General features: G+C 31.9%; 20 protein-coding genes and 5 tRNA genes. 17 read left to right on the top strand and 8 right to left on the bottom strand.

Annotated features, from left to right (window positions below):
- The first annotated feature begins 19 nt into the window (after window positions 1-19).
- Window positions 20-1,675 carry a DNA repair protein RecN gene (gene recN / locus GQS07_RS01170; RefSeq protein WP_158209278.1) on the top strand — a complete coding sequence of 552 codons (1,656 nt, stop codon included), beginning with the start codon at window positions 20-22 and terminating at the stop codon, window positions 1,673-1,675.
- A gap of 86 nt (window positions 1,676-1,761) precedes the next feature.
- On the opposite strand, the gene GQS07_RS01165 is transcribed toward recN, so the two are convergent.
- The 6 genes from GQS07_RS01165 to GQS07_RS01140 form a co-directional block, all read right to left on the bottom strand.
- A complete protein-coding gene (locus GQS07_RS01165) occupies window positions 1,762-3,984 on the bottom strand; it encodes an NADP-dependent isocitrate dehydrogenase (protein ID WP_158209277.1) in 2,223 nt (740 codons plus the stop codon).
- Window positions 3,985-4,225: 241 nt separating this feature from the next.
- On the bottom strand, window positions 4,226-6,634 hold the full coding sequence (locus GQS07_RS01160) for a GumC family protein (RefSeq protein ID WP_158209276.1): 2,409 nt from the start codon (window positions 6,632-6,634) through the stop codon (window positions 4,226-4,228).
- Between the two features lie 4 nt (window positions 6,635-6,638).
- The gene (locus GQS07_RS01155) at window positions 6,639-7,424 is read right to left on the bottom strand and encodes a polysaccharide biosynthesis/export family protein (RefSeq protein WP_158209275.1); all 786 of its coding nucleotides are present in this window, start codon (window positions 7,422-7,424) and stop codon (window positions 6,639-6,641) included.
- A gap of 235 nt (window positions 7,425-7,659) precedes the next feature.
- Window positions 7,660-8,400 (bottom strand): LPS export ABC transporter ATP-binding protein, encoded by a 741-nt coding sequence (gene lptB / locus GQS07_RS01150; RefSeq protein WP_158209274.1) that lies wholly within the window; start codon window positions 8,398-8,400, stop codon window positions 7,660-7,662.
- Between the two features lie 5 nt (window positions 8,401-8,405).
- Window positions 8,406-9,254, bottom strand: a complete 849-nt coding sequence (tatC, locus tag GQS07_RS01145) for a twin-arginine translocase subunit TatC (RefSeq protein ID WP_199269103.1) — start codon at window positions 9,252-9,254, stop codon at window positions 8,406-8,408.
- Window position 9,255: 1 nt separating this feature from the next.
- On the bottom strand, window positions 9,256-10,221 hold the full coding sequence (locus GQS07_RS01140) for an SIS domain-containing protein (RefSeq protein WP_158209273.1): 966 nt from the start codon (window positions 10,219-10,221) through the stop codon (window positions 9,256-9,258).
- An 89-nt stretch (window positions 10,222-10,310) separates the two neighbouring features.
- Between GQS07_RS01140 and GQS07_RS01135 the strand changes: the two genes are divergently transcribed.
- Window positions 10,311-12,506 (top strand): ATP-dependent DNA helicase RecQ, encoded by a 2,196-nt coding sequence (locus tag GQS07_RS01135; RefSeq protein WP_158209272.1) that lies wholly within the window; start codon window positions 10,311-10,313, stop codon window positions 12,504-12,506.
- Between the two features lie 144 nt (window positions 12,507-12,650).
- On the opposite strand, the gene GQS07_RS01130 is transcribed toward GQS07_RS01135, so the two are convergent.
- On the bottom strand, window positions 12,651-12,890 hold the full coding sequence (locus tag GQS07_RS01130; RefSeq protein WP_158209271.1) for a hypothetical protein: 240 nt from the start codon (window positions 12,888-12,890) through the stop codon (window positions 12,651-12,653).
- Between the two features lie 557 nt (window positions 12,891-13,447).
- Between GQS07_RS01130 and idi the strand changes: the two genes are divergently transcribed.
- The 11 genes from idi (at window position 13,448) to GQS07_RS01075 (ending at window position 19,027) form a co-directional block, all read left to right on the top strand.
- Complete coding sequence (idi, locus tag GQS07_RS01125) at window positions 13,448-13,975, top strand: isopentenyl-diphosphate Delta-isomerase (RefSeq protein WP_090410522.1); 528 nt, start codon at window positions 13,448-13,450, stop codon at window positions 13,973-13,975.
- 3 nt (window positions 13,976-13,978) lie between these two features.
- Complete coding sequence (locus tag GQS07_RS01120; protein ID WP_158209270.1) at window positions 13,979-14,392, top strand: 6-pyruvoyl trahydropterin synthase family protein; 414 nt, start codon at window positions 13,979-13,981, stop codon at window positions 14,390-14,392.
- A gap of 112 nt (window positions 14,393-14,504) precedes the next feature.
- On the top strand, window positions 14,505-15,473 hold the full coding sequence (locus tag GQS07_RS01115) for a type I phosphomannose isomerase catalytic subunit (RefSeq protein WP_158209269.1): 969 nt from the start codon (window positions 14,505-14,507) through the stop codon (window positions 15,471-15,473).
- Between the two features lie 62 nt (window positions 15,474-15,535).
- Entirely contained in the window at window positions 15,536-15,799 is a 264-nt protein-coding gene (locus GQS07_RS01110) for a hypothetical protein (protein WP_158209268.1), read from the top strand.
- Between the two features lie 81 nt (window positions 15,800-15,880).
- A tRNA-Thr gene (locus GQS07_RS01105) sits at window positions 15,881-15,954 on the top strand.
- Between the two features lie 41 nt (window positions 15,955-15,995).
- Window positions 15,996-16,069 (top strand) — tRNA-Thr (locus GQS07_RS01100).
- 41 nt (window positions 16,070-16,110) lie between these two features.
- Window positions 16,111-16,184 (top strand) — tRNA-Thr (locus GQS07_RS01095).
- A gap of 50 nt (window positions 16,185-16,234) precedes the next feature.
- A tRNA-Thr gene (locus GQS07_RS01090) sits at window positions 16,235-16,308 on the top strand.
- A 44-nt stretch (window positions 16,309-16,352) separates the two neighbouring features.
- A tRNA-Thr gene (locus GQS07_RS01085) sits at window positions 16,353-16,426 on the top strand.
- Window positions 16,427-16,588: 162 nt separating this feature from the next.
- Window positions 16,589-18,067, top strand: a complete 1,479-nt coding sequence (gene cls / locus GQS07_RS01080; RefSeq protein ID WP_158209267.1) for a cardiolipin synthase — start codon at window positions 16,589-16,591, stop codon at window positions 18,065-18,067.
- Between the two features lie 18 nt (window positions 18,068-18,085).
- Entirely contained in the window at window positions 18,086-19,027 is a 942-nt protein-coding gene (locus tag GQS07_RS01075) for an alpha/beta hydrolase (protein ID WP_158209266.1), read from the top strand.
- A gap of 85 nt (window positions 19,028-19,112) precedes the next feature.
- Here GQS07_RS01075 and GQS07_RS01070 read toward each other — a convergent pair whose 3' ends face one another.
- Complete coding sequence (locus GQS07_RS01070; protein ID WP_158209265.1) at window positions 19,113-21,506, bottom strand: TonB-dependent receptor domain-containing protein; 2,394 nt, start codon at window positions 21,504-21,506, stop codon at window positions 19,113-19,115.
- Between the two features lie 171 nt (window positions 21,507-21,677).
- Here GQS07_RS01070 and GQS07_RS01065 point away from each other — a divergent pair, with 171 nt between their 5' ends.
- The 4 genes from GQS07_RS01065 (at window position 21,678) to GQS07_RS01050 (ending at window position 24,168) form a co-directional block, all read left to right on the top strand.
- The gene (locus GQS07_RS01065) at window positions 21,678-22,244 is read left to right on the top strand and encodes a TIGR00730 family Rossman fold protein (protein ID WP_158209264.1); all 567 of its coding nucleotides are present in this window, start codon (window positions 21,678-21,680) and stop codon (window positions 22,242-22,244) included.
- Between the two features lie 12 nt (window positions 22,245-22,256).
- Entirely contained in the window at window positions 22,257-22,835 is a 579-nt protein-coding gene (locus GQS07_RS01060) for a Crp/Fnr family transcriptional regulator (protein WP_158209263.1), read from the top strand.
- A 66-nt stretch (window positions 22,836-22,901) separates the two neighbouring features.
- A complete protein-coding gene (locus tag GQS07_RS01055; RefSeq protein WP_233269294.1) occupies window positions 22,902-23,324 on the top strand; it encodes a MoaF-related domain-containing protein in 423 nt (140 codons plus the stop codon).
- Between the two features lie 94 nt (window positions 23,325-23,418).
- Window positions 23,419-24,168 (top strand): NYN domain-containing protein, encoded by a 750-nt coding sequence (locus GQS07_RS01050; protein ID WP_158209261.1) that lies wholly within the window; start codon window positions 23,419-23,421, stop codon window positions 24,166-24,168.
- Window positions 24,169-24,284: the final 116 nt, after the last annotated feature.

Raw genomic sequence — 24,284 nt, 5'->3', positions numbered from 1 at the left:
TTAAAGCGTTATATAATATATGCTTACATCATTAACCATAAAGAATTTTGCTTTAATAGAATCGCTTAATATCGATTTTTCAGATGGGTTCTCTATAATTACTGGAGAAACCGGTGCCGGAAAGTCTATTTTATTAGGGGCGTTAGGTTTATTACAAGGAAAAAGAGCAGACTTATCATCTTTAAAAGATAAGGAAGAAAAGTGTATTATAGAAGGGTATTTCACAGTAGAGCCTTATAAATTACATGAGTTATTTGAGCAATTGGAGCTTGATTATGAAGGAATGACAATTATAAGAAGAGAGATTTCTCCTTCTGGAAAGTCTCGTGCTTTTGTTAATGACACTCCTGTCAACTTAGGTACTCTACAAGAATTAAGTGGATATCTAATTGATATACATTCACAACATCAAACACATGAATTGTCTGATGAAACTTATCAAATACAAATTTTAGATGCTGTTGCAGGAAATTTTAAACTTCTTGATAAGTATCAGAGTAATTTAAAAATTTACAAAGGTTTACAATCGAGTTTAAAGCAGTTGCTTAAACAGCAAGCAGATTTGATAAAAGAGCATGATTATAATACTTTTTTATTAGAGGAATTAGAGGCTGCTAATTTAGCCCATATCAATCAAGAAGAACTTGAAGAAGAATATGAGAAGTTAAACAATGTTGAATTTGTACGTGAAAATTTTGGTCAGTCAATTAGTCATTTAACAGATGATCAAGTAGGGATTATTTCTGGTTTAAAAGACGTTCGTAATCTGTTGCAAAAAACAGCTTCTTTTTCAAAGGATTTTGAAGAACTGTATAATAGAGTTGCGAGTGTAGAAATTGAGGTTGCTGATATTGCAAGTGAAATAGAAAGTCAATTAGAAAATGTTTTAGCTGATCCTGAACAATTAAATCTGATTAATGAAAGATTGCAATTGTTGTATTCTTTACAGAAGAAGCATCAGGTAAATACTGTTGCTGAATTGTTAGAAATAGAAAAGGAATTAAGTGATAAAGCTTTTTTAGCTACCGGGATAGATGATAAAATTGTAGAAACAGAAAAGAGTATTTTAAAATATGAGAGTATTTTAAATGATTTAGGATCACAATTATCAACAGCAAGATTAAAAGCTGTGCCTGTATTACAAGAGCAGATTTTAGAGATATTGAATTTGGTAGGAATGCCTAATGCGAATTTTAAATTTGATATTAAGGAAACTTCCCATTATTATCACAATGGTAAAGATGAGATTCAATTATTGTTTTCGGCTAATAAGGGAATGGACTTTGGCTTGTTGAAAAAAGTTGCTTCAGGTGGGGAATTGTCTCGTATTATGTTAGCTATTAAAGCGATTTTAGCAAGTTACTCTAATTTGCCTACCATTATATTTGATGAGATTGATACGGGTGTATCAGGAGAAGTAGCAGATAAGATGGGCGAAATTATGAAGAGAATGGGAAATAGTATGCAAGTTTTAGCAATAACCCATTTACCTCAAATTGCTGCTAAAGGTAAACAGCATTTTAAAGTGTTTAAGACATCTAATGATGACACGACTACTTCACAATTAGTATTGCTTAATTATGAAGAGAGAGTTAAGGAAATAGCTCAGATGTTGTCAGGAAAAGATATTACAGAATCAGCACTAAATCACGCTGTAGAACTTTTAAATAAATAGAAAGCACTTTTAGTAGGTGTTTTAATAAAATAGAAAAGGCGACTAATATTTATTAGTCGCCTTTTTATATATATTATAAATGCTAATTAAGCAATACTATCAACGATAGTGTTTAAAGTATTACTTGGACGCATTGCTTTAGAAGTAGCTTCAACTTGAGGTTGGTAATAACCACCAATAGGTTGTGCATTTCCTTGTGCAGCAATTAACTCTTCGTTAATCTTAGCTTCGTTTTCAGCCATTGCTTTAGCAATAGGAGCAAACTTAGCTTTTAATTCTACATCTTTATCTTGGTTTGCTAAAGCTTCAGCCCAATACATAGCTAAGTAGAAATGAGAACCTCTATTGTCAATTGACCCTACTCTACGAGCTGGAGATTTATCATTATCTAAGAACTTAGCAGTAGCTTCATCTAATGTTTCAGCTAAAACCATTGCTTTAGGATTATTTAATGTTTGGCTTAAGTGTTCAAAAGAAGCACCTAATGCTAAAAATTCTCCTAATGAATCCCAACGTAAGTATCCTTCTTCAATGAATTGCTCAATGTGTTTAGGAGCTGAACCACCTGCACCAGTTTCAAATAAACCACCACCATTCATTAAAGGAACGATAGATAACATTTTAGCAGAAGTACCAACTTCTAAAATAGGGAATAAGTCAGTTAAGTAGTCACGTAATACGTTTCCTGTTACAGAAATAGTATCTAAACCTTTACGGATTCTTTCAACAGAAACTTTAGTAGCTTCAATTGGAGATAAGATTTGAATATCTAATCCTGTTGTATCGTGATCTTTTAAGTAAGTATTTACTTTCTTAATAATTTCTCTATCATGAGCTCTGTTTTCGTCTAACCAGAAAATAGCTGGTGTTTCAGATAAACGAGCACGGTTTACTGCTAATTTAACCCAGTCTTGAATAGGAGCGTCTTTAGTTTGACACATTCTGAAGATATCTCCAGCTTCAACATTTTGTTCGAAGAAGATATTTCCATGTTCATCAGAAACTCTGATAATTCCGTTTGCTTCAGCTTGGAAAGTTTTATCATGAGAACCGTATTCTTCTGCTTTTTGAGCCATTAAACCAACGTTTGGAACAGACCCCATAGTTTGAGGATTGTAAGCTCCGTTAGCTTTACAGTCTTCAATTACAGTTTCGTACACTCCAGCGTAGCAACGGTCTGGGATAAGAGCAATTGTATCTTGTTGCTTACCTTCTTTGTTCCACATTTGACCAGAAGTACGGATCATAGCAGGCATAGAAGCATCAACAATAACATCAGAAGGAACGTGTAAGTTAGTGATTCCTTTGTCAGAGTTTACCATTGCAATAGCTGGTCCGTTAGCGATAGCAGCATCAATAGCAGCTTTTACTTCAGCTTCTTGTGCATTACCTGCAATTTTAGCATATAAGTCACCTAATCCGTTATTTGGGATAATTCCTAATTCAGCAAATAACTCAGCAAATTTAGCGTAAACCTCTTTGAAGAATACTTCAACAATAGCACCAAAAATGATTGGGTCAGAAACCTTCATCATTGTTGCTTTTAAGTGAGTAGAGAATAATACACCTTTAGCTTTCGCTTCTTCTTTAATTTCAGAAACAAATGCTTTTAATTTATTTACGTTTAAAGCTGATGAGTCAATAACTTCTCCAGCTAATAAAGGAGCGTAGTCTTTTAATAATTTTACTGAACCATCTTTAGCGATGAATTCAATTTTGTATTTACAGTTATTTGCAACTGTAACTGATTTTTCACTACCGTAAAAATCACCTTCTGGCATAGAAGCTACTCTTGTTTTAGAGTCAGCAGACCAAGCACCCATTGAGTGTGGATGTTTTTTAGCGTAGTTTTTAACTGCTTTTGGAGCTCTACGGTCAGAGTTACCTTCACGTAATACAGGGTTAACTGCAGAACCTAATATTTTTGCAAATCTTGCTTTGATAGCTTTTTCTTCATCAGATTTTGGCTCAGCTGTATAGTTTGGTACAGCATATCCGTTTGCTTGTAATTCTTTAATTGCAGCATTTAACTGAGGAATAGAAGCAGAGATATTAGGAAGTTTAATAATATTAGCTTCTGGTGTTTTTGCTAATTCTCCTAATTCAGCTAAAGCGTCACCAATTCTTTGGTCTTCTTTTAGGAATTCAGGAAAAGTTGCTAAAATACGTCCAGCTAAAGAGATGTCGCGTGTTTCAACATCTATATTTGCAGTTTTTGCAAAAGCTTGAACAATTGGTAAGAACGAATACGTAGCTAACATCGGAGCTTCATCAGTAAACGTGTAAAGGATTTTAGATTTTTGTGTCATTTTTTTTAGTATTTAAATGAAAACAATTTTATCGTTAAATATTTTCGGTCGAAAACTTGTAAATTCTTAAGCAAATATACTAAATAGGTACGATAATCTTTGATGTTTCTATGGTTATTACTATAGAATTGTCAATTTGATAATCAGAGGTTTTTATATTTTTGTTTTGGTAGTATTTGCTATAATATTTTGACATATTAATGAAAAAGGTCACTCTTTTTTAGAGTGACCTTTTCTTATATTACTTTTTAAATAATTTTTTCCACCAAGGTGTTTGAGTTGTTTCTACATCATGGCCATAACCATAACCATATCCGTAACCATATCCGTAACCACCATAACCTTTAGTAGTCATAGTATCATTTAAGATAATTGACATATTTGGAAGTTTACCTTCTTTATGTAAGTCATTAGGTAATTTCAACATTCTCTTATCTAAATAGTTTGCTCTTGCTACGTAAATGAATGTATCTGCATATTTAGCAACCAATAATGTGTCTGTTACAAGGCTTACTGGTGCTGTATCTACAATAATATAATCATATTGCTTTCTTAATTCAGCAAACATTTCTCCAATTTTGTCACCCATTAGTAATTCAGCAGGGTTTGGAGGAATAGTACCTGCAGGTAAAGCGTATAAGTTTTCATATCCATCAATCTTAACAATGTATTGATTGATATTTTCTTCTTTTTTAAGCAAGTAATCTGAAACCCCTTTAGTTGGCAACATTATGTAATCATCTAAACGTGGATTACGTAAATCTAAACCTATTAATAAAGTCCTTTTTCCTGACAATGCAATTGTTGCAGCTGTATTAACAGAAGTAAACGTTTTACCTTCTTTAGGGAAAGTAGATGTTAAGAATATCATTTTAGCATCACCTTCTTTTACACCACTTAGCATAAACTCAAGGTTTGTTCTAATAATACGTAAAGCTTCTGCTGTACTTGTTCTACTTGCGATATCAACAATTTTTGAGTTATCATCAGAATGAGGTATATCACCTAAGAAAGGAACAATTGTGTTCTCTTCTATATCTAATCTGTTTTTAACTTTTGTGTCAAGTAAATTGCGTAAGTAAATAATTGCAAAAGGAATTAATCCTCCTAAGATTAAAGCTGCTAATAATATAATAGCTTTTTTAGGAGAAACAGGTTTATCTGAGCTTTTAGCTTTATCAATGATCTTAGCATTTTGATCAGTTGCAGCTAAAGCAATTGCTGTTTCTTCTCTCTTTTGGAATAGATACAAGTAAATAGCTTCTTTTACTTTTTGTTGTCTGTCTATAATTCTAAATTCTCTTTCTTGTTTAGGTACTTGAGATAATTTAGATCTTAATTCTGTTTCTTTACTTGTTAATTCTTTATGAGTGATTTTTAGAGAACTTTGTAAACGCAATAAACTTTCGTGTACAGAAGCTTTCATAGAGTTAATCTGATCTTCTAATTTAACTAAAGCAGGGTTTATTTTAGTTGAACTTGTACTAAGTTTATTTCTTTCTAAAACAAGCTGATTGTATTGATTAATTAAGCTATTTGAACTTGGATCAGATGACACAATATTCCCAGGTAATAACTCATTTGGTTTACTGTTTTTTAAGAAATCAATTAAAGAAGAAACAACTTTTAACTCTGTTTCATTTTCAATAATTTGTTTTTCATAAACATTAGCATTCTCTAAGTAGATTTTTAATTCAGTAGGAATGTCAGTAATACTATTTTTCGCTTTATAACCTTCTACACTTTTTTCTACATCACCTAATTCTTCAGTAATTAAAACTAAGCGTGAGTCAATAAATTCAGATGTTTTTTCTGAAATAAAGCGTTTATCAGCAATAGCATTATCATTATAAATAGTAATTAAATTATTTAAATAATCAATTGCTTTTGTAGGTGTAGGGTTTAAAATAGATAAGTCTAAAACAGTTGAGAATTTATCAGTAGGTGCAATTTGTACTTGCTTAGTATAGTAATCAACTACTTTTTGAACAGGAGTAATTTGTACTACAATATCCTTAACATCTTCTTCAGCCTTATCTTCTTCTGTTGATAGTTTTAATGTTGGTGTTTGTTTAGGAGCATTTTTAGTAACAATCAATTTACCTAAAATAGTATGTACAACTTCTCCATATTTATAATTACCAATTTCATTTTTTTCCTTATCAAGTAATGTGAAAGAATCGTTCGTAATGTTTTTTACATAGAAAGTGTAGGTAATATTATCGAAGTCAAATACTCGTTCTACAAAATCAAAATGAATAGGACTATTGTCATACATTTCACTTGTAACAACTGTTCCTTCATTTAGATAAGCAATGTTCAAAGCTAATCGTCTAACAGTTTTCTCTGCAAGACTACGTGATTGCAATACTTGAACTTCATTTTCAACATTACTTTTTCCTCCTGAAAACATCCCTAAGTCCGCAAAAGCAGCCATTTCTGAAGCTATTCCACCACCTCTTTTATCATCTTTTACAATGATAGTAGTATTTATTTTATAGATCTTTTCGCTATAACGTAAATAAACGAAAGCAATACAAAGTGTAATAAAAATACTAACAACAAACCATTTCCAGTGAATTAAGAATTTATCTATCTCTTCCCTGATATTGATGTTAGCATTTTCTTGATTGTCAAATTTGTTTTCCATACTGTTATTTAATTGATAAAGCGATAATAGTTACTAATAAAGATAAAGCTGATAAACCTAAGCTTAAGTTAGGACCAACAACAGATGAGTTTATTCTTGTCTTATTAGGTTCTACGTAAACAATATCATTTTGATTAAGATAGTAGTAAGGAGAACTCATGAAGTCAGCTTTTGTCATATCTACACGAATAGGAATTCTTTTTCCATCTATTTCTCTAATTACAAGAACATTATTTCTTTTTCCATAAACAGTCATATCTCCAGAAAGAGCGATTGCTTCGGTAAGAGTTAATCTTTCACTTGTAATATTATGAACTCCAGGTTTATTAACTTCTCCTTGAACTGTTACTTTATAGTTCATAATTCTCAAGTTAATAATAGGATTATTTATGTACTGACTTATTTCTTTAGTTAGTAACTCAATAGCTTCAGCTTTTGTTTTACCTGCTATTTTTAATGTCCCTAAAACAGGAAATTCAATATTACCATTACTATCTATCAAATAAAGCTGTTGTTGCATTTGACCTGAGCCTGCTGGATTATTAGGGTTTGTAGTCATTGTATTAACTAAGTTAAATGGCGCAGCAGCCTGAATGTCCTCAGCAGAAACAATGATCATTAATAAATCATCAGCTCTAAATTTAGTTTCGAAATGAGTAGCGCTTGTTTCTTTCAATAAAACATCTTCAACATTTTGGTAGTAAACAAGTTTTTCTCTTGAAGCACATGATGTTAATAACAAGATAGCTCCTAATAAGAAAGATAATCTCAATGCAATTTTATTTTTCATATTTTTTTTTGCAAATATAAAGTTTCTAAATAGTCAAAAAAAAGTGTTTTAGCAGATTATCTGCCAAAACTTACTTTTTCTTAGTGAAAGTAAATTGATTGTATCGTTTTTTTTAATTTAAAACGCTACTTATAATCTTTTTATGGTCTTATGTTTGTGTAATAATTAAGTAAAATTGAATACTTATATGTAATCGTTGTCAATTTTAGATAGGTTAAAAGAATGTAAAAAAAAATTAAAAATGTAGTTTCTTTTTACGAAGTTCGAAATTTTGTCCTAAATAAACTTTTCTTACCATTTCATCTTCTGCTAATTCTTCCGGCATTCCTGCTTTAAGAATTCCTCCTTCAAACATTAAGTATGTTTTATCTGTAATAGCTAATGTTTCCTGAACATTGTGATCAGTAATTAAAATACCGATATTCTTGTTTTTAAGTTTAGCTACAATTCTTTGAATGTCTTCAACTGCAACAGGGTCAACTCCAGCAAAAGGTTCGTCAAGCAAAATAAACTTAGGGTCAGTTGCTAACGCCCTTGCTATTTCAGTTCTACGTCTTTCCCCTCCAGAAAGTAAATCTCCTCTGTTAGTTCTAATATGTTCTAAACTAAATTCTTCAATAAGAGACTCCATTTTAGCAATTTGCTCTTGTTTCGATAATTTTGTAAGTTGTAAAACACTTAAGATATTGTCTTCAATACTTAACTTTCTAAAAACAGATGCTTCTTGTGCTAAGTACCCAATACCGTGTTGTGCTCTTTTATACATTGGGAAATCTGTGATTTTGGTATCATCTAAATAGATATTTCCACTATTTGGTTTTACCAATCCTACAATCATATAGAAAGAAGTGGTTTTTCCAGCTCCATTTGGACCTAATAACCCAACGATTTCTCCTTGATTTACTTCAACAGAAATTCCTTTTACTACTTTTCTTTTCTTGTAGATTTTAATTAAATTATCAGCTCTTAATTTCATGTTGATTATTCTGTTTTAGTCAAGTTAGTGTTTTTATTGGTATCTAATTTTTTATCTCTTTGAACAAACTTAGAGATATAGATACTAACTTCATATAAGATCAATAGTGGTATAGAAACTATAATTTGACTTATTACGTCTGGAGGTGTAATGATAGCAGCTACAATTAAGATTAAAACAATAGCATACTTTCTATATTCTCTCAAAAATTGAGGAGAAACTAAATCCATCACAGACAAGAAGTAGATAATAATAGGTAATTCAAAAACTAACCCACAAGCAATAGAGGTTGTTTTTACAAGACCTATATATGAATTTATATCAATTTGATTTTTAACTATATTACTGACTTCTAAGTTAGCTAAGAAGTTGATAGATAGAGGTGTAATTACATAGTATCCGAATACAACTCCTAAAAAGAATAATAGAGAAGAAATAACAATAAAGACTTTAGCGTATTTTTTTTCTTTTTGATATAATGCAGGGCTAATGAATTTCCATATCTCCCATAGAATAAATGGAACTGCAAGTATGAATCCTGCTGAAATACAAGTCCAAATTAAAACAGAAAACTGCCCATCCATTGTTCTATTCTGTATTTCGAAAGGTAAATCTTGACTACAAAAACTTTGATCTAAATTAAATTTTTGAGCAATTTTACAAAAGAATTGGTACGTAACAAAATCCTTGCTTTTTGGAGCAAAGATTACTTTATTAAATATAAAATCGCTAAAAATAAATGCAATCACACCACCTCCAAGAATGAATCCAGTTGATCTTACAAGTAACCATCTTAGTTCTTCTAAATGATTAAGGAAAGACATTTCCTTATTAGTGTTATTCGATTTAGCCATATTATACTATTCCTTCTTTTAAGATATCGTGTAAGTGGATTACTCCTACGTATTTTTCATTTTCTGTAACAAGCAATTGAGTTATAGAGTTGTCTTCTAACATTGATAACGCTTTAGACACATGTTCATTGCTTTCAATTGATTTTGGATTAAAAGACATAATTTCTTTTGCTGTAAATCCAGATAAATTATCATTTTTCTGTAACATTCTTCGCAAGTCACCATCTGTAATAATTCCGATTAGTTTATCATTTTCAACTACAGCAGTTACTCCTAATCGTTTCTCTGATATTTCAACAATCACATCTTTTATAGATGAGTTTGGAGAAACCATTGGTCTGTTCTCGCTTTTCAGAATATTTTTCACCAAAAGTAGTAATTTTTTACCCAATGCACCACCCGGATGATACATTGCGAAATTTTCTGCATTAAAGTTTCTCAATTCAATTAAACAAGCAGCTAATGCATCTCCTAAAACTAATTGAGCAGTGGTGCTGTTCATCGGAGCTAAATTATTCATTTCAGCTTCTCTTTCTACTTTAGATAATAATATAAAATCTGCTGATTTTGCTAAGAAAGATTTTTCATTTGCCGTTATAGCAATTAATTTATTACCGTGTCTTTTTAAAAGAGGAGCTAAGACTTTTATCTCAGGGCTATTTCCACTATTAGAGATGCAGATAATACAATCTCCAGGTTGAATTAAACCTAAATCTCCGTGGACAGCTTCTGCGGCGTGCATATAAATTGCTGGAGTACCTGTTGAATTCAATGTTGCAACTATTTTTGCTCCAATAAGTGCACTTTTGCCTATTCCTGTCACAATTGTTCTCCCTTTGCAATTAAAAATTGTTTCAACTGCTTTTTCGAAATCTTCGGTTAAGTAATTGATTAAGTTTTTAACACTTTCACTTTCAGATAGTAAAGTATTTTTTGCTGTGTTTAGTATGTTTATTGCTGTGTTCAAAATTAGCGAATGTTAAATATTAGGTTTGAAATAAAGAAATTGCTTACCTTTAGGTACTGCAAATTTATGTAAAATACCATACAAAAATAATGAAATCAACTGAAATTGACTTGCACAAGGAGTTAAAGAGATTTTTTGGCTTTTCACAGTTCAAAGGTCTTCAGGAAGATGTGGTCAAAAGTATTATCTCAGGACAAAATACTTTTGTGATTATGCCTACAGGAGGAGGGAAATCTCTTTGCTATCAATTACCAGCTTTAGTATTAGAAGGTACAGCTATTGTTGTTTCTCCATTAATTGCGTTAATGAAGAATCAAGTTGATGCAATCCGTAGTTTGTCTTCCGAACATGGAGTTGCTCACGTTTTGAATTCATCTTTAACAAAGACTGAAATTAATCAGGTAAAAGAGGATATTAAAAATGGGGTTACCAAGTTGCTATATGTAGCACCAGAGTCTCTGACTAAAGAGGAGTATGTGAGCTTTTTACAAGGTGAGAAATTATCATTCGTCGCTATTGACGAAGCACATTGTATTTCTGAATGGGGTCACGATTTTAGACCTGAATATAGAAACCTTCGTAATATAATTAGACATTTAGGAGATATTCCTATCATTGGGTTAACAGCAACTGCTACCCCAAAAGTTCAAGAGGATATTTTAAAGAATTTAGAAATACCCGATGCAAACGTTTTTAAAGCCTCATTTAATAGACCTAATTTGTACTATGAAATAAGGCCGAAAACAAAAAATATTGAAACAGATATTATTCGTTTTATAAAGCAGCATAGTGGTAAATCTGGGGTTATTTACTGTTTAAGTAGAAAGAAAGTTGAGGAGATTGCTAATGTACTTCAAGTAAATGGAGTTAGTGCAGTACCTTACCACGCTGGTTTAGATGCAAAGACTCGTGCAAAACATCAAGATATGTTTTTGATGGAGGATGTAGATGTAGTTGTAGCTACTATTGCATTTGGTATGGGAATTGACAAGCCAGATGTACGGTATGTAATTCACCACGATATTCCGAAATCATTAGAAAGTTATTACCAAGAAACGGGTAGGGCAGGACGTGATGGAGGTGAAGGACATTGTTTAGCTTATTATGCTTATAAGGATATTGAGAAACTTGAAAAGTTTATGGCTGGTAAGCCTATAGCAGAGCAAGAGATCGGTTATGCTTTGTTGCAAGAGGTTGTAGCTTATGCTGAAACTTCAATGTCAAGAAGAAAATTCTTACTGCACTATTTTGGAGAAGAGTTTGACGAAGTGAATGGTGACGGTGCTGATATGGATGATAATACTCGTAATCCTAAGAAGAAAGTAGAAGCAAAAGATGAAGTAGTAAAATTGCTTCAAGTTATTAAGGATACTAAGCAAGTTTATAAAACTAAGGAAGTGATTTTTAATTTATTAGGTAAGGTTAATGCGTTGCTTAAAGTAAATAAAACTGATACACAAGAGTTTTTCGGTATTGGTAAAGAGCACGATGAGAAATATTGGATGGCTTTAGTTAGACAAGTCTTAGTTGCTGATTTTTTACGAAAAGACATCGAAGCTTATGGTGTATTAAAGCTGACAGAATTGGGATTGAATTTTATTCAAAATCCGGAATCATTTATGATGACAGAGGATCACGAATATTCAAGAGAAATTACTGATGGTGATCTAAATATATCTAAATCTAATTCGGTTGCTGACGCTGTTCTTATTGGTATTCTTAAAGATTTAAGAAAGAAAGTGGCTAAGAAAGCAGGTGTTCCTCCTTTTGTTGTTTTTCAAGATCCATCATTGGAAGAGATGGGATTAAAATATCCTATTACACTTGAAGAAATGGCTAATATCATAGGGGTTAGTGAAGGAAAAGCAAAGAAATATGGAAACGACTTTGTTGATGTTATTAAAAAATATGTAGAAGAGAATGATATTATTAGACCAGATGATTTAGTTGTTAAATCAACAGGTGCAAATTCTGCATTAAAGTTATACATTATTCAAAGTGTAGATAGAAAATTATCTCTTGATGATATTGCAAGTGCTAAAGGATTAGATATGGATGCTTTATTGAAAGAGATGGAGCAGATTGTTTATTCAGGGACTAAATTAAATATCAGTTATTGGATAGATGATGTGTTAGATGAAGATCAACAAGAAGAGATTTATGATTATTTCATGGAATCTGAAACTGACAATATAAAGGCAGCAATGGCTGAGTTTGATGGTGATTATGATACTGAAGAGTTGCGATTAATGCGTATTCAGTTTATGACGAAAGAAGCAAACTAAATCAAAATTGCACAAATAAATAAAATAGGGTGGTCTGTAAGGCCACCCTATTTTATTTATATTTTACTTGTACCCTCGTATAGATAAAGGGTTTAAATTTCCTATCCTCTATTAATTTTTTTAGACAGCTTCTTTTTTTTGTTTTTAATCTTGGTATAATTCTCCTCTGTGAGGTTTTAGTATATCACGAAGTTGTCTCATTTGCTCATCATTAACTACCATGTAAGCAATAGAATGAAATTCTGACAGCTGGCTGTAATCTATTATTGAAATAGAAAGTTTTTCAATAGCAACATATTCTTTCAAATGGATAACGTGATGTTCAGCTGTTTTTTCTCCTGCAGGACCTTTAAAATCCCAAATTAGTTTAATTTTTCGTTCCATTATTATTATCGTATTTGGCTCAAAAGTAAGTAAAAATAAATAACATTAAGTTAATTATTATTTACTGAGAGCGCTAAGTAAAAGTGATTTGTTTTAAAGAAAAGTGAGGTTTACAAGAAATTATGAGTATACTTTTTATAGGAGTTCTGTATGGATCAGTACGTTTTAAAGAAGCTTCTAAGGACAATGGTGGGACAATGGTCCGACTATGCTTCGACAAAATAGCTTCAATCCCTTTAAACTCGGAGAATTGTTGTATTTGTTTAAATCAATTATTGTATTAAAATATGCTTGAATGCCTTGTAGAATAAGCGATATAGGCTGTTTTTTATAAAAAAAACACTTCGTGTTACAAGGTGTTTTTTTTCGCATATTCTCTTTTTTTGAGTTCATATTGCTTTAAAAGTAGCTTTTTTATAGCTTTTTTTACTTAAAAAAAGAGAAGTAAGTAGTTATGTTATTGTTTTTCTATTAGAAATAGTTTTAGATGAATAATTAAAGAAATTAGTTATACCATATCTTTTTTGTATTTTTGAAATTGTTATAATTTTTACGGTATGAAAGAAGAATTTGTGATATTAGTTAATGAAAAAGACGAACAGATAGGTTCAATGGAAAAAATTGAAGCGCATCAAAAAGCTTTATTGCATCGTGCTTTTTCTGTTTTTATTTTAAATGATAAAAATGAAGTTATGTTACAGCAACGTGCTTCAGAGAAATATCACTCTCCTTTGTTATGGACAAATACCTGTTGTAGTCACCAACGTGTAGGTGAAACTAATATAGAGGCAGGTAGAAGACGTTTGATGGAAGAAATGGGATTTGAAGTACCATTGAAAGATGTTTTTAATTTTATTTATAAAGCGCCTTTTGACAATGGACTTACAGAACATGAATTCGATCACGTAATGATAGGGTATTATAATGAAGAGCCTAATATTAATTTAGAAGAAGTAGAAGCTTGGAAATGGATGTCTGTTGAAGGGATTAAATTAGATATGGAGAAACATCCAGAAATTTATACTGAATGGTTTAAAATAATCTTTTCTAAGTTTTACCATTATATAGAGGCTCAAAAAAAGTAATATATGAAATTAAGAGTTAGTCGTAAAGCCCATTTTAATTCAGCACATCGCTTGTTTAGAAAAGAATGGTCTGATGAAAAAAATCAAAGGATTTTTGGGAAATGTAATAACCCCAATTATCATGGTCATAACTATGAACTGATAGTTCATGTTACTGGCGAATTGGACTTAGAGACTGGTTTTGTAATGGATTTGAAAGAGCTTTCAGATTTGATTAAGAGAGAGATAGAAGAAGCCTTTGATCATAAAAACCTGAATTTAGATGTTCCTGAGTTTGCAAATTTAATTCCATCTGCTGAAAATATAGCTGTGGTAATATGGCAAAAATTAAGACCTTTTATTCCACAGGATAAAGAGTTAGAAGTAGAATTATATGAGACTGCAAGAAATTTTGTTTCTTATAAAGGAGAAAACTAAAATTTAAGTCTTATTACTAAAAGTTGTAACTTGCGCCTTCGTTTTTTTGGAAAAGCGGATAGGAAAAGTTTAATAGACTAAAGTCTATATATTAATTGATTTGATTTAGCGTATGAATTTTATACAGTATCCAATACTATTTAATCCAATACTAAAGGATCGAATATGGGGAGGAACGAAGCTAGAATCAGTACTTGGAAAAGATATTCATTCTAGTGAAGTAGGAGAGAGTTGGGAGATTTCTGGAGTGCCTAACGACATTAGTGTTGTAGCTAATGGAGCATATAAGAGTATGGAGTTGGATAAACTTATTAGAGCTTATCCACAAGAAGTATTGGGTAATTCAATCATAGAACGTTTTGGATTACATTTTCCATTATTATTTAAGTTTTTAGATGCTAAGGAAGATCTGTCAATTCAGTTGCATCCAAATGATTTATTAGCAAAAACACGTCACGATTCTTGTGGTAAAACAGAAATGTGGTATGTTATGCAAGCAGATCCAGGAGCAAGAGTTGTAGTTGACTTTAAAGAAGGGGTTACTCAAGAAAGTTATTTAGAACACTTAAATAAGAATACATTACCTTCTATTCTTAAAGAAATTCCTGTTAAGAAGGGAGACGTTTTCTTTATAGACGCAGGTACTATCCATGCAATTGGAAAAGGAGTCTTACTTGCTGAAATTCAGCAAACATCTGATATTACTTACCGTGTTTATGATTGGGGAAGAGTTGATGCTAAAGGCAATTCAAGAGAACTGCACGTGGATTTAGCTTTAGATGCTATAGATTATAATAAGAAAGAAGTAGAATTACAATATTCACAAGAAAAGAATACTATCAATAAAATAGTGGAGTGCCCGTTTTTCTCCGTTAACTATATTCCTTTAAAAGGAGAGTTTTTTAAACAAAAAGATTCTCAAAGGTTTTATATTTATGTAGTTACAGAAGGGGAGTGTGCAATGACTATTGGTTCTGAGAAGTATCAATTTCAAAAAGGGAATACAATTTTAGTACCAGCGATAATTGAAAATATTCAATTGTCAGGGAATGCTACACTTTTAGAAATATTTGTTTCTTAAAAAAGTAGTATAGGATATTTTAAAATTGTAGATTTGTTTCAAATTTAAAATAAGATAGAATTATGGCAAGTGTAAAAAACTTAAAAAAAGATATTCACTATGTATTAGGTGATATTATTCAAGCTATTTATATTCACGAAATGACTACTAATGGAGTTACTGAATCTACTAATGCATTATTAGAAGAAGCATTAAATTCATTCGATGAATTGATCGATGAAGTAAACGCTAAGAATGTTGAAAATAAAAAAGCACATTTTAAAGGAGTTTATACAAAACTTGAAACTGTTGCTGGTCAATTAGTTGAGAAAATAAACGCTCTTTAGTAGAAAAAAAAGATAAAAAAAAACGCTGAAGGTCTTGTAAAATACAAAAAGCGTGCTATCTTTGCACTCGCAAAATGAGTCGCCGGTGTAGCTCAGTTGGCTAGAGCAGCTGATTTGTAATCAGCAGGTCGTGGGTTCGAGTCCCTCCATCGGCTCATATTTTTTTGAAGAGTTTATATTGTAATATTGTTGAGTCGCCGGTGTAGCTCAGCTGGCTAGAGCAGCTGATTTGTAATCAGCAGGTCGTGGGTTCGAGTCCCTCCACTGGCTCAAGTTCTTTTAAAGAATTAATATTACAATATAATTGAGTTGCCGGTGTAGCTCAGCTGGCTAGAGCAGCTGATTTGTAATCAGCAGGTCGTGGGTTCGAGTCCCTCCACTGGCTCAAATTCTTCAAAAAAATTACATTAAACTAAAATACAATATAGTTGAGTCGCCGGTGTAGCTCAGCTGGCTAGAGCAGCTGATTTGTAATCAGCAGGTCGTGGGTTCGAGTCCCTCCACTGGCTCAAATTCTCTTAGAGAATCTATATTGTATAAAATACGGTTAATCGCCGGTGTAGCTCAGCTGGCTAGAGCAGCTGATTTGTAATCAGCAGGTCGTGGGTTCGAGTCCCTCCACTGGCTCAAAAGCCTCCCTTATTAGGGAGGCTTTTTTGTTTTACACTCTTTTTATCTTAGTATTCATTATTCATTGGATTTATTTTTTTAAATTTATTAATTCTCTAAAAGTCTGTCTTTATTTGACAGATGTGATAGTGTAGAGTTTCGTGAATAAATACATTTGATATGTTTTTTAGAATACAAGCAGATTGGTTTATATATTTTGAAATTATATATTTTTTAATTGCTATCGGTGTAGCTATTCGAATTGTATATGATACAGATTCTATTTCTAAAACCTTAGCTTATTTACTCCTTATTTTTTTTGTGCCTATTTTGGGAATGTTGTTTTATTTTTCTTTTGGTATTAATTACCGCAAGAGAAAAATGTATTCTAAAAAGTTAAAGGTAAATGATGACTATAGTGAACGTTTGTCAAAGCGCCTACGAGAAGTCCATTTAGATTTAGGTGAAAATGGCAATCCAATTGTAAATAAAAATCGCTCATTCATCAATATGTTATCTAATCCTGCATTAGGAGATGGACCTTTGTTGGTTGGCAATAAGGCTGAAATATTAGAGAATGGAGAGGAGTTTTTTCCGAGGTTGCTACAAGATTTAAAGCAAGCAAGAAAAAGTATTCATATCGAATATTATATTTTTGAAAATAGTGACATTGGGAGAGAAATAGAAGAGGTATTAATAGCAAAGGCAAAAGAAGGAATTGAGGTTAGATTCATATATGATGATTTTGGTTGTCGAGATATAAGAAAAAATATAGCTCGTAATTTAAGAGCAAATGGAGTAGAAGCTTATGCTTTTAATGAAATTATACTATTGGCTTTTGCAAATCGACTTAATTATAGAAATCACCGCAAAATTGTCGTTATAGACGGACTTATTGGTTATACGGGAGGAATAAATATATCTGATAGATATGACAACCGTAAAAAGGAGTTAAATGAGTTTTTCTGGCGTGACACACATCTTCGTATAGAAGGGCCTGGTGCATATGGACTACAATATGTATTTTTAGCGGATTGGAATTTTTGTAGCAAGCAGTCAATTGCTTTTGATGAAAAGTATTTTCCTAAAGTAGCAAGGGATGTTGCAGGAAATGTGCCTGTACAGGTGATTTCTTCTGGACCGGACTCAGATGTGCCTTCTATCCTTTATAGTGTCTTAAAAGCAATACAAACAGCCCAGAGTGAGGTGTTGATAACAACTCCATATTATATTCCAGACGAATCATTACAGTTGGCTATAAAAATGGCCGTATTAAGTGGTAAAAAGGTAAAGATTATCTTACCTGGTATTACAGACTCACATATTGTAAAACTAGCATCAGAATCTTATTTCCAAGAACTCTTAGAGTACGGTGTTGAGATTTATCTGTATAAAAAAGGGTTTATTCACGCTAAGACTTTTGTGACAGATTCAGGGGTAAGCTCAATTGGTACGTGTAATTTAGATCACAGAAGTTTTGATTTGAATTTTGAAGTTAATGTAATTACTTATGATGAAGCTTTTGCTAATAAGATGAGACAAATGTTCTATAATGATTGTAAGGATTCAATTAAATTAGAATTGAGCTTTTGGAATAAACGATCTAATTGGCATCGACTGAAAAATAGTTTCATTCGATTATTTTCGCCATTATTATAATCACTTTGCTTTTAGACTATGAACCTACATTTTACGTATCAAGATTATATAACACATCAACATACTTTTGCAAACGATTATGAGGGTAGGGTAGTTACTACGCTTATCGAATCGAAAAGAAACCAAAAAGAGGCATATAAATCTGTTTTATATATACACGGTTTTTGTGATTATTTCTTTCAAAAGCATATCATGGAATACTTTAATTCTGTAGGAATTAATTTCTATGCTCTTGATTTAAGAAAATGTGGTAGGTCTCTTCTTACACATCAACACCCAAATTATTGCCAAAGCTTAGACGAGTATTTTCCTGATATAGAGTTTGGTTTAGATTTTATTCTAAACGACAATAAAGAGACTCAAATTTATCTTTTAGGACATAGTACAGGGGGACTTTTAGCAACTTATTACGCTAAATTTGGAAAGAAGAGGGAGAGGATAGGAGGATTGATTTTAAACTCTCCATTTTTAGATTTCAATATTCCTTTTTACGTGAAACCGTTTGTAAGCTTTTTTGCTAAAAATAGAAAGAACAGTAATCCTTTTGGATGTATAGATGGATTACCAGAAATATATGGCGAGTCCTTACATAAAGATTATAAAGGCAATTGGGATTATGACAAACGATTAAAACCAATTAAGCCTTTTCCAGTATTTTATGCTTGGATACTTGCTGTGAAACAAGCACAAGATAGGTTGGTGAAATCTTCTGATTTAGGTGAATTGCCAATTTTACTATTGTATAGTTCAAAATCGGGTAATCCTAAAAAGTGGAATGAAACAGTATTTGAATCAGATATTGTATTAAATGTAAATGATATTAAACGGGTAGGAAATAGATTGAGTAATGTAGTTGTAGATGCTTGTGTTGATAATGGTATACACGATTTATTTTTATCCAAAGATGAAGTTATAAAAAAGGTGCAAAGTAAAGTAAGAGAGTTTCTTTTAAAATATTAAATGACAAAATAAAAAAAGCTGCTATCCTTAAAATAGCAGCTTTTTCAGTAATAATCAAAAAAAGAATTGTCTGACGGGTTGTGGATTAGAATAATCCTCCACCTCCGCCACTACTTTGTTTCGTGTTAGAATCTCTGTACTTTCTTTGTAAAGCACGGTTCTTAGCACCTCCAAACATATAGTTTACACCAATGTATAATGATCTGCTTTCCCATCTAAATTCTCCTGTTGCAGGATAAGGATAGATTGAGTTATAACCATATTTCATTGTATTGAAAATATCGTTTACACGAGCACTGATGCTCATTTTATTGTTTAATAAAGAATATCTAACTCCAGCGTCTATCTTATACATTTCTTTAGAATCTGAAGTAATACCATCTACACCACCTCTATAGAATCCGAATAAGTTGAAACGTAAGTTCTTAGTCGCTTTAAAGTTACTGTTTAAACGTGCATTGAACGCATTAGCAGTAATCGAACGCATAATCATTTCTGTTTCTATTCCTTGTGCTGTTGTTTTGATTTCTGAAACTACACCAGTTTGTTTAATACTTGAGAAATCAATAGCAGGTTGCATATCCCACCATGGCGTAACTTTTATATTAGCAGAAACCTCAAACCCATAAGCATCATTTGATTTGTAGTTGTCATACGTCATTAATAACGCATTTGGGTTATCATTCAACGGATCTTTGTAGATCACGTGGTTGATTTCTTTATTAATGTTTCTGTAATAAACTCCAGCAGTAATACTACTTTGTTTAGCAAACATTCTTGTGTAGTTTAACTCAATAGAGTTTGTAAACTGAGGTTTAAGTTCTGGATTACCGACCATTGACATTAATGGAGTAGAGAACTGTCTGATTGGATTTGTTTGAGAAACACTTGGTCTATCTACACGACGGCTATAGCTCAAGTTAAACATATCATTGTCAGTCATATTATATCCTAAGTAAACAGAAGGGTATAAAGTAACGTAATCATCTTTGAAGATTGTTTTACCTGCTGTTTTAGAATCTACTTTATAGCTTTCTAATCTTGTTCCAACTTGGTAATTAAACTTGCCATAGTTTTGTCCAAAAGTAACGTAAGCTGAATAGATATCTTGGTTGTAATCATTGTTAACAATATCTTTTCCAACAAGAGTTGTATTAAAATTATTCTCTGCTCTTGAAATTCTCGCTTCAGCACCTATTTCAAGTTTCGTATGATCGTTTAAAGGATTTACATAGTCAACGTTTACAGTTGTCATTGTACTCTTGTCAACTGAAAAGTCTTGGTAAAGATTATTAGCTATACCTGTTTTAGTGTTGTAGTCCCCATCATTTGTGCGTTTGTTATCGTTTAAGTTAACTTCAACGTCTAATGTGTGTCCTTTTTTCTCAAATAAATGTTTGTAAGCTAAGTTATATGAACTATATCTGCTTGATCCGTCATAATAAGTTTTTTGGAAGATATCTTCAAAATCACCTTTAGGATAAACAGTAGATGTATATAAGTCTAAATCATTTGACCCATTACTTTGGTTTGTATAAAAAGACAAAGTATTGTTGTCATCAATATAATAGTCAACACCTACTTTATATAAGTAAGAGTTGTTTTTAGAACGCATTCTAATTTCTGTTGGAGAAGAAATGTCGTGACGGACCATATCTCCTTCATTTTTATATTTCCCACTGCTGAAACTACCATTACCAAAGAAGTTTAACTTTCCTTGTCTATAGTTTAAGTTTAATGAGTTTGTTGTCTTAGGCGTTTTTGCAATAGTCAAACCTGTATCAACAGAACCATTGAACCCATCAGCTGTATTTTTGTGTAATACAATATTAATAATACCAGACATTCCTTCTGGATTATACTTAGCACTTGGGTTAGTAATTAACTCAATACTTTTAATTGAAGTAGAAGGAATTTGTTTTAATAATTGATCTGCTGAGATATTTGTTGGACGTCCATCAATAAGAATACGCACATTTTCATTACCTCTTAATGAGATTTTACCATCTTGGTCAACATTAACAGAAGGGATGTTATTCATAATTTCTGATGCAGTAGCCCCAACTGTTGTTAAGTCTTTTCCAACATTAATTACTTTTCTGTCGATCTTTTGTTCAATAGTAGATTGCTCAGCTACAATATTAACACCATCTAAAGTTGTCGCTTCAGGTTGTAGGTTAATATATCCAAAGTTCTGAATAGCTTCAGTTAATTCGAATTCTTTAGTAAATGTTTTGTAACCAATAAATTGTACTTCGATTGTATATTTTTTCATCGGAGCAGATAGCTCAAATTTTCCGTCTTCTGCGGTCATCTGACCTGTTACAATAGCCTCACCATCTTTCAAAGAAATTGTAGCATAAGGAACTGCTTCATTAAGCGTTTTATCGAAAACGATACCTGTTATTTTTCCTTTTTGTTGTGCAAACGTAGAGCACACCATGGTTAAAAAAAGGAAAATGCTTAGTTTAAATTTCATAATTGTTATTGAGTTAAGTTTATTTGTTTTAATTTGGGTTGCTATCATAGTAGTAACAGTATTTGACTATTTGTTACACACTTTTTTTATAAAAAAGAATAAATCAATACGAAAAATATTGTAAGTTATTGGTAATCAATTATTAAAACCTTATTTGTAATCAAAATAAATATGAGATATACAGTTTTTTGTGGTTCGAGTTCAGGATCAAAAACATTGTTTAAAACAGAAGCTTATCGACTGGGGCAAACAATGGCTAATCACAAAATAGGCTTGGTCTACGGAGGAGCAAGAGTCGGTTTAATGGGCGCAGTAGCAGATGGCGCACTTGAGCACGGGGGAGAGGTAATAGGTGTTTTACCTACTTTCTTAAAAAGTGTTGAGTTGGAACATACTCGTTTAACCGATTTAATCATTGTAGAAACGATGCACGAACGCAAAGCTAAAATGGACGAATTGTCTGATGGTATTATTGCAATGCCAGGTGGATATGGTACATTGGAAGAGTTTTTTGAGATGTTGACTTGGGCACAATTAGGTTTGCATAAAAAGCCAGTTGCCTTGTTAAATATAGATGACTTCTATACTCCGTTGTTACAAATGGCAGATTCAATGGTAGCAAATGGTTTTTTAAAACAGGAAAATAGAGATATGATTGTAGTTGCAAATAATATTGATGATCTTCTTGTGTTGATGAAAACTTATGTAGCTCCTACAACAGTTAAGTGGATTAAGTAATAAAGGAAATAAATGACAAAAGCTTGTTTGATATCTAATTTTGAGAAGAAAGGTGTTGCGCTTTCAAATGTAGAGCGAGAAATAATTATGAATACTTTTCAAACAAAATTACTTAAGAAGAAAGAGTATTTGTTAGAAGCTGGTACTATTTGTGACTTTGAAGCTTTTGTTGTACAAGGATGTTTTCGTGTTTTCTGTGTTGATGAAACAGGAGAAGAACATATCGTTCACTTCTCTATAGAAGATTGGTGGTTGGCAGATTTAGAGAGTTATAATTTTAACAAGCCTTCTAAGCTTTATATCCAGGCTTTAGAAGACAGCGAAATATTGATTATTCATAAAAAGGAGAAAGAGGAACTTTATACTAAGGTTGCGCCACTTGAACGAATTTATAGAATTATGACACAACAAGAATGTGTTGCTTTACAAAGGCGTATCGTTAATGAGTTGTCTATGACAGGGGCTCAAAAGTATGACGACTTTTGTGAACGTTATCCTTTGTTGGTACAGAGGTTGACTAATATTCAAATTGCGTCTTATTTAGGTATTACACAAGAGTTCTTGAGTAAAATCAGAAAAAAACGCATTTAGTATTTATTGAAGTAGTTCAATTTTTTTGATATTTCAAGGTTGTACTTTTGGTGAAAATATTTGAATATGAAACGAATAGCACTAATTATGATTACTGTTGGTTTATTTACAATGGTAAGCTGTAAACAGAATGAAAGTACAAGAGAAGAAGTTAAAAGCGAAGCAACAATTTCTTTGGATTTAATTGGTAAAAAGGGCGAAATTTCTTTTCCAGAAATGAGTGCCATAACTGATTATACAAGTGAGAAAACATTGCATTGGAGTACAAAGGCAAAAGATGGTACTGTTAATCAAGGAGATGAACAAGTAAGTTATAAAAGGTTGTCAGAGGAGTTACACTTTTTGAATTGGATTGAGAAAACTGGCTTTACAGTGAGTCAAATAATCAATACTAAAACGGGAGAAGTCAAAGCTTTTTGGTCTTGGACAAATGAATCAGGAAAACGTGAAAGTTCTTTTGTAGACGGTACATTTACGTATGTTAAGTAATAAAAAGGCATATTTAAAAATATATTAGCATATAAAAATCCCATTTTGAATGGGATTTTTGTATTTTAGGGACTTTGTAATTAGAAACTAACGAATGGAAAAAATAAATAATAATATAGCGATCCTGGTAGATGGCGATAATGCGCAACCAAAACTACTGGAAGAAATATTAGAAGAGGTGTCTAAGTATGGTAAAGTAACGATAAGACGAATTTATGGAGATTGGACTACTCCACAAATGGGGAGTTGGAAAGACCTACTGAATGACCTGTCATTTTCGCCTATTCAAAAATTCAACTACACAACAGGGAAGAACTCTACAGATAGTTCTCTGATTATTGATGCAATGGATATTTTACACAACAAATCGGTTGATGGGTTTTGTATTGTTTCAAGTGATAGTGATTACACAGGTTTAGCTAAGCGAATTAGAGAAGGTGGTATATTTGTTATGGGAGTAGGTGAAAAGAAAACACCGAATGCCTTTGTACAGTCTTGTGAGATATTTACTTATTGTGAAACCCTAATGCCTAAGGAAACTGAAAAGGAAAAGGGAAGTAATGGCAATGCTAAAAAAGCGAATAATAACGATGATGATGACAATAAATCGTTAACTAAGAAAGAATTTAGATTGATAGATAAAGCTTTTAATATGTCAGTTGACGAAGAAGTAGAGGCTTATATCTCAACAGTTGGAGGTAATATCCGTAAACTTAATCCAAGTTTTGATGCTCGTGATTATGGTTTTAGAAACCTGACAGAATTGTTTAAGCATTTAAAAACCTATGAGGTTATTAATAATAATGTAAAGGGATTAAATCATCCTTTAGTAAAGAAAAAGTAGCCTTCGGGTTACTTTTTTTGTTTTCTATACTTTGTCCTGATGTTCTAATGTAATCTACAAGCATTATGAAAGATGAAGTAAGCTCATCTCTTATTACTATCTCTTTTTTTTGTAGC

This window comes from Myroides phaeus (genome assembly GCF_009799805.1).
Classification (GTDB): Bacteria; Bacteroidota; Bacteroidia; order Flavobacteriales; family Flavobacteriaceae; genus Flavobacterium; species Flavobacterium phaeum_A.
The sequence above is the reverse complement of the archived record's forward strand: the minus strand, read 5'-3'. Positions and strand labels throughout refer to the sequence as shown.